At 58.9% G+C, this 6,056-nt stretch carries 8 protein-coding genes; 5 read left to right on the top strand and 3 right to left on the bottom strand.

The genetic code is table 11. The features are described from left to right. Nucleotides 1-39 precede the first annotated feature (39 nt). The 4 genes from KGB24_RS28375 (at nt 40) to KGB24_RS28390 (ending at nt 2,642) form a co-directional block, all read left to right on the top strand. Complete coding sequence (locus KGB24_RS28375; RefSeq protein ID WP_223416426.1) at nt 40-672, top strand: response regulator transcription factor; 633 nt, start codon at nt 40-42, stop codon at nt 670-672. Nucleotides 673-786: 114 nt separating this feature from the next. After that, a complete protein-coding gene (locus KGB24_RS28380; protein WP_008026662.1) occupies nt 787-1,257 on the top strand; it encodes a nuclear transport factor 2 family protein in 471 nt (156 codons plus the stop codon). 40 nt (nt 1,258-1,297) lie between these two features. Continuing rightward, the gene (locus KGB24_RS28385; protein ID WP_008042467.1) at nt 1,298-1,618 is read left to right on the top strand and encodes a GIY-YIG nuclease family protein; all 321 of its coding nucleotides are present in this window, start codon (nt 1,298-1,300) and stop codon (nt 1,616-1,618) included. A gap of 88 nt (nt 1,619-1,706) precedes the next feature. Continuing rightward, nucleotides 1,707-2,642 (top strand): glutathione S-transferase family protein, encoded by a 936-nt coding sequence (locus KGB24_RS28390; RefSeq protein ID WP_223416425.1) that lies wholly within the window; start codon nt 1,707-1,709, stop codon nt 2,640-2,642. Nucleotides 2,643-2,790: 148 nt separating this feature from the next. Here the strand turns inward: KGB24_RS28390 and KGB24_RS28395 are convergent, their stop codons facing one another. Further along, nucleotides 2,791-3,141 carry a glutaredoxin family protein gene (locus KGB24_RS28395; protein WP_223416424.1) on the bottom strand — a complete coding sequence of 117 codons (351 nt, stop codon included), beginning with the start codon at nt 3,139-3,141 and terminating at the stop codon, nt 2,791-2,793. Further along, on the bottom strand, nt 3,141-4,145 hold the full coding sequence (yejK, locus tag KGB24_RS28400) for a nucleoid-associated protein YejK (protein ID WP_008026670.1): 1,005 nt from the start codon (nt 4,143-4,145) through the stop codon (nt 3,141-3,143). Before yejK ends, KGB24_RS28395 begins: the two co-directional genes overlap by 1 nt. 406 nt (nt 4,146-4,551) lie before the next feature. On the opposite strand from yejK, the gene KGB24_RS28405 reads away from it, so the two are divergent. After that, nucleotides 4,552-4,833, top strand: a complete 282-nt coding sequence (locus KGB24_RS28405; RefSeq protein WP_007905514.1) for an HU family DNA-binding protein — start codon at nt 4,552-4,554, stop codon at nt 4,831-4,833. A 207-nt stretch (nt 4,834-5,040) separates the two neighbouring features. On the opposite strand, the gene rlmF is transcribed toward KGB24_RS28405, so the two are convergent. Continuing rightward, a partial coding sequence (rlmF, locus tag KGB24_RS28410) for a 23S rRNA (adenine(1618)-N(6))-methyltransferase RlmF (protein ID WP_223437747.1) occupies nt 5,041-6,056 on the bottom strand: 1,016 nt, incomplete at its 5' end.

The following is a 6,056-nucleotide window of genomic DNA, read 5'->3' on the forward strand; positions in this document are numbered from 1 at the left end:
TTTCGCGCATTCCAGCCACCAAACAGGATAAATCCGACAATGCGCGTAATCATTGCTGACGACCATCCGGTCGTTCGTATCGGCTTGCGGATGCTCGTTGATCTGAACCGGACATGTGTGGTGGTGGGGGAGGCCGATGGTCCCGACAGCCTGTTGAGCCTGCTGTACACGACGCCTTGTGATCTGTTGATCACCGACTTTTGCATGCCGGGCAACTTGCAGGCTGACGGGCTGAAGATGCTGAGCCGGGTGCGACGTGGCTACCCGACGATGCCGATCATTCTGGTCACGATGTTTGCCAACGTCACCACCCTGAGGGCGGCGTTCGCACAAGGCGTGGTGGCGATCATCGCCAAAGGCGCGTCGGCGAAGGAGTTGCCGATGGCGATAAAATCCGTGTCTGAAGGGCGCCGGTACATCAGCGAGTCGTTGCGCACCGCGCTGCTTCAGGCCGACGCCAGGGCCCGGTCGAGTTGCGCTGCACTGTCGGCAAAAGAGCACGAGGTGGTGAGAATGCTCGCCAGCGGAATGACCGTCAGTGAAATCGCCGGCTACTTCAAACGCAGCGTTTCGACCATCAGCAAACAGAAAAACATGGCCATGCAGCGACTGGGCATTTCCACGGATGTGGACCTGTTTGCGTATGCCCGTGAGAGTGGCATGGTGCATTAGGCTTCGGCACACCTGGGGGTATTCCCGCCACGAATGCCGGTAGTGTTCCGTTCATTAGTTGACTATCGTGCAGGCAATTATACGAAACCCATTTTCAAACCAGGGAGCTTGCCCATGAGTGATGCCCACAACGCTTTGATCACCCGATTCTATGAGGCCTTCCAGCGCCTGGATGCCGAGGCCATGAGCGCCTGCTACACCGACGACGTGGTGTTCAGTGATCCGGCATTTGGCGAATTGCGCGGGCGCGACGCGGGCGACATGTGGCGCATGCTCACCACCCGGGCCAAGGATTTTTCCCTGACTTTCGACAACGTGCGCAGTGATGATCGCAGCGGCGGCGCGCATTGGGTGGCGACGTACCTGTTCAGCCAGACCGGCAATACCGTGGTCAACGATATTCAGGCGCGTTTTGTGTTTCGCGACGGCAAGATCTGCGAGCATCACGACCGTTTTGATCTGTGGACCTGGTCGCGTCAGGCGCTGGGGTTCAAGGGCCTGCTGCTGGGCTGGACGCCGCTGGTGAGAAACGCCGTTCGCGCTCAGGCCTTGAAGGGGCTGAAGGCATTTCAGGCCAGTCGCTGATAAGATCTCGGCTTGTTTTCTTTCAAGCCATGACCGTCACGTGAACACGCCGAGCGAACCCGCCGCCATTGCCGCTGAACCGACGCTGCCCGTCAGCAAACCCTGGTTCGTCTACCTCGTTCGCGCGGCCAACGGTTCGCTCTACTGCGGGATCAGCGACGATCCGGTCCGCCGCTTTGCCACTCACCAGAGTGGCAAAGGCGCGCGGTTCTTCCTTTCCAGCCCCGCGGTGGCCTTGGTCTACACCGAAGTCTGCCGCGACAAAAGCGAAGCGCTGCGCCAGGAACGGCTGATCAAAAAACTCAAGAAAAGCGCCAAGGAATGTCTGGTGGCGACCTTTGCTGCGGGCTTATCAATCTGATTGATCAGTTCCCATCAGGCAGATCTGTAGGCTGCTCGCGGATTGCGCGCTAAGCTGCAGATTCCTGATTCGTGCGGCGGAGCCGAGCATGTCCGAGTTGATTCTTCATCATTACCCGACGTCCCCCTTCGCCGAAAAGGCCCGCCTGCTGCTGGGCTTCAAGGGCCTGTCCTGGCGTTCGGTGAAGATCTCGCCGGTGATGCCAAAACCCGATCTGACGGCTTTGACCGGTGGCTATCGCAAGACGCCGGTGTTGCAGATTGGTGCGGATATTTATTGCGATACGTCGTTGATCGCCCGTCGACTGGAGCAGGAAAAAGCCTTGCCGGCGTTCTTCCCGGAAGGTCAGGAAATGATCGCCGCGACGTTCGCTGCCTGGGCGGATTCGGTGGTGTTCCAGCATGCCGTGAGCCTGGTGTTTCAGCCTGCGTCGGTCGCGGTGCGTTTCGGCCATTTGCCGCCGGAAGCAATCAAGGCGTTCCTCGCCGATCGCGCCAGTTTTTTTAGCGGTGGCAGTGCGACAAAGTTGTCGGCCGAACAGGCGCGGCATCAATGGCCGACGATCATGACACGCCTGGAGCAACAGCTGCAGCGCGAGCAGGGCGACTTCCTGTTCGGCGAACCGTCGATTGCCGACTTCGCCCTGGCTCATTCGCTGTGGTTCCTGAAAGCGACACCAGTGACTGCGCCGCTGGTCGATGCGTACCCGGCGGTTGCCACGTGGCATGCACGGGTCTTGGGTTTCGGGCATGGTGCGTTCAGCGAGATGACATCCGAGGACGCGCTGGCTGTGGCGCGTAATGCTACGCCTGCCGCGTTGCCGGATGAGCAGTTCGAAGAGCCAAACGGGTTTGAGGCGGGTCAGCAGGTGGTTATCACGGCGACCGATTACGGTGTTGATCCTGTGGCCGGGGAGTTGCTGTTTGCCGGGCGTGAGGAATTGATCGTGCGTCGTGAGGATGAGCGTGGCGGGGTGGTGCATGTGCACTTTCCACGGTTCGGGTTTCGTATTGAAAAACGCTGACCGGTCCTGCTTGGTTTCCGGACAACTACGCAATCCCCTGTAGGAGCTGGCTTGCCGGCGATGGCGGTGATTCTGTCAACCTATTCACCGACTGAACGGACGCTATCGCCGGCAAGCCGGCTCCTACAGGGGGTATGGGGCCGGAGAGTTACTTCAAGGCTGCGAGGATGGTATCCGGGTCATACCCGCGAATCAGCGTTCCGTTGACGTCGATGATCGGAATCCCGCCGCCACCCAACGCTTCATAAGCCTTGCGCGCCACGGCGTCTTTCTCGATGTCGAATTCCTTGTACGGAATGCCTTTCTGATCAAGAAAGCGCCGGGTCAGTTTGCAGTAACCACACCATTCAGTGGCATAGAGCACGACGTTAGCCTTGACCTGAGTCTGTTCCGACACCACCTGCGAGGGGTTGAACACCCGCTCGATCTTGCCCCAGTTCTGATAAACCACGACCACCAGCAGGATCAGCAGGAATTTTTTCAGCACGCTGCCAAGCATCAGTTGCGTCGCTTGAGCTGGTCAGTCAGCTGAGTCGGCAGGCCTTTGATGATCAGCGTGCCGGCTTCTTCGTCGTATTCGATCTTCGAGCCCAGCAGGTGCGCTTCGAAGCTGATCGACAGACCCTCCGCGCGACCGGTAAAGCGGCGGAACTGGTTCAGGGTGCGTTTATCCGCCGGGATCTCTGGCGAAAGCCCGTAGTCCTTGTTGCGAATGTGATCGTAGAAAGCTTTCGGGCGCTCTTCGTCGATCAGCTCCGAGAGTTCTTCCAGGCCCATGGGCTCGCCCATTTTTGCCTGGCTGCTGGCGTAATCCACCAGGGTCTTGGTTTTTTCGCGGGCGGACTCTTCCGGCAAGTCTTCGCTTTCCACGAAGTCGCTGAACGCCTTGAGCAGCGTGCGGGTTTCGCCCGGGCCGTCGACGCCTTCCTGGCAGCCGATGAAGTCGCGGAAATACTCCGAAACCTTTTTGCCGTTCTTGCCTTTGATGAACGAAATGTACTGCTTGGACTGTTTGTTGTTCTGCCACTCGGAGACGTTGATTCGCGCCGCCAGGTGCAACTGGCCCAGATCGAGGTGGCGGGACGGGGTCACGTCCAGCTGATCGGTCACGGCAACGCCTTCACTGTGGTGCAACAGCGCGATCGCCAGGTAATCGGTCATGCCCTGCTGGTAATGCGCAAACAGCACGTGGCCGCCCACCGAGAGGTTCGACTCTTCCATCAGCTTCTGCAGGTGTTCCACCGCCACGCGGCTGAACGCCGTGAAGTCCTTGCCGCCGTCGAGGTATTCCTTCAGCCAGCCGCTGAACGGGTGCGCCCCGGATTCGGCATGGAAGAAACCCCAGGCCTTGCCTTGTTTGGCGTTGTAGCTCTCGTTGAGGTCGGCAAGCATGTTCTCGATGGCGCTCGACTCGGCCAGTTCAGAGTCGCGAGCGTGGAGAACTGCGGGCGTGCCGTCGGGTTTTTTGTCGATCAGGTGGACGATGCAATGACGGATCGGCATGGGCTTCTCGGCTGTTTGATACGGCTGGTTGGAGAGAGCAGGGCAGGCTCCCAAAAAAGTGCCAAGTGTACCGCAACCACTGGTTTTGGCGCGGTTCGAAGGGTAATTCGTAGCCGACCGACGGCCCTTATGCAGTTTTTTCCTGTTTTAGAGCAATAAAGCTGACCAAATGGGTAGCAAGAAGCGGATATTTCCCCGTCTCTGTGCTAGTTTTGCCCGGTCTTACGCGAAGTCACTGCGTTAAGCGTGCATTCAGCATTTGTCAGGTCGAACCAAACCCTGATTTCGGTATCTATAACCCCGATCCCGTGGTTATTGGCCGAGGGTGCCAGATCCAGAAGATCGGGCTCGATGGCTGACACTGCACTCTGCAATCCATATGAATTTGATAGGGAAGGAACACTACATGGCTCTTACTAAAGACCAACTGATCGCCGACATCGCTGAAGCTATCGACGCGCCAAAAACCACCGCGCGTAACGCTCTGGACCAACTGGGCCAAATCGTTGCCGATCAGCTGGAAAACGGCGGCGAAATCACTCTGCCAGGTATCGGCAAGCTGAAAGTGACTGAGCGTCCTGCCCGTACCGGCCGTAACCCTTCGACTGGCGCTGCCATCGAAATCGCTGCCAAGAAAGTTATCAAGCTGGTTGTGGCCAAAGGCCTGACCGACGCTGTTAACAAGTAAGACGCAGTAAAAAAAACCGTGCTCCGGAGTGATCCGGGCACGGTTTTTTTGTGCCTGTGATTTGGCGTTGGACTCGCAAACACCGCAAAACCCATTGTAGGAGTGAGCCTGCTCGCGATTGCGGTGTATCAGTCAATTTTTTTGTGACTGACATACCGCAATCGCGAGCAGGCTCACTCCTACAGTTGATCTATGGCGGTCAGGTACTCAGCTTTTTTTAACCCAACGCTCGCGCCGCCAAACCTGCTGTTCGGATTTGGTCTGGAAAGTCCACGCAACGAAGCGGCTTTGCTTCTGGCCCTGGGACATTTCCACGACCTGGCTTTCCAGAACCCCGGCCTTTTTCAGCGCCGTCTCAATCGCTGGCAGGTTCGAGGCTTTCGAGACCAGGGTGCTGAACCACAGCACTTTGTGCTGAAAGTGCGCGCTCTCGGCAATCAGCTGTGTCACAAAACGGGCTTCGCCACCTTCGCACCACAATTCGGCCGACTGACCGCCGAAGTTCAGCACCGGCAGTTTACGTTTCGGGTCGGCGCGGCCCAAGGCGCGCCATTTGCGCTCGCTGCCTTTGGTCGCTTCGTCCATCGAAGCGTGGAACGGCGGGTTGCACATGGTCAGGTCGAAGCGTTCGCCGGGTTCGAGCAAGCCCAGCAGAATGTGCTTGGGATTAGTCTGCTGGCGCAACTGGATGGCCTTGTTCAGACCATTGGACTGGACGATGGCTTTGGCGGCGGCCACGGCCGTCGGGTCGATTTCCGAACCGAGGAAGTGCCAGCGGTAGTCGCTGTAGCCGATCAGCGGGTAGACGCAGTTGGCGCCCATGCCGATGTCGAGCACCTTGACCGGCGCACCGCGCGGGATTTCGCCGTCGTTGACGCTGGCCAGCAGGTCGGCCAGGAAGTGCACGTAATCAGCACGGCCCGGCACCGGCGGGCAGAGGTAATCGGCCGGAATGTCCCAATGGGCGATGCCATAGAACGATTTCAGCAGCGCCCGGTTGAACACCCGCACCGCGTCCGGGCTGGCGAAGTCGATGCTTTCCTTGCCGTACGGGTTGATGATCACGAACTTCGCCAGTTCCGGCGTGGTTTTGATCAGCGCCGGGAAGTCGTAACGACCCTGATGGCGGTTGCGCGGGTGCAGGCTGGCCTTTTCGCGCGGTTCCACGGCTTTGGCCGGGGTGGCGGGGTCAGGCTTCTTGCGCGCAGGGCGGGGTGTGCGGG

The sequence above is a fragment of the Pseudomonas sp. BF-RE-25 genome (assembly GCF_019956105.1).
Lineage (GTDB): Bacteria > Pseudomonadota > Gammaproteobacteria > Pseudomonadales > Pseudomonadaceae > Aquipseudomonas > Aquipseudomonas migulae.

Coding starts and splice junctions, on each gene's coding strand:
- KGB24_RS28375 (WP_223416426.1), top strand. CDS start 40: ATGCGCGTAATCATTGCTGACGACCATCCGGTCGTTCGTATCGGCTTG.
- KGB24_RS28380 (WP_008026662.1), top strand. CDS start 787: ATGAGTGATGCCCACAACGCTTTGATCACCCGATTCTATGAGGCCTTC.
- KGB24_RS28390 (WP_223416425.1), top strand. CDS start 1,707: ATGTCCGAGTTGATTCTTCATCATTACCCGACGTCCCCCTTCGCCGAA.
- KGB24_RS28395 (WP_223416424.1), bottom strand. CDS start 3,141: ATGCTTGGCAGCGTGCTGAAAAAATTCCTGCTGATCCTGCTGGTGGTC.
- yejK (WP_008026670.1), bottom strand. CDS start 4,145: ATGCCGATCCGTCATTGCATCGTCCACCTGATCGACAAAAAACCCGAC.
- KGB24_RS28405 (WP_007905514.1), top strand. CDS start 4,552: ATGGCTCTTACTAAAGACCAACTGATCGCCGACATCGCTGAAGCTATC.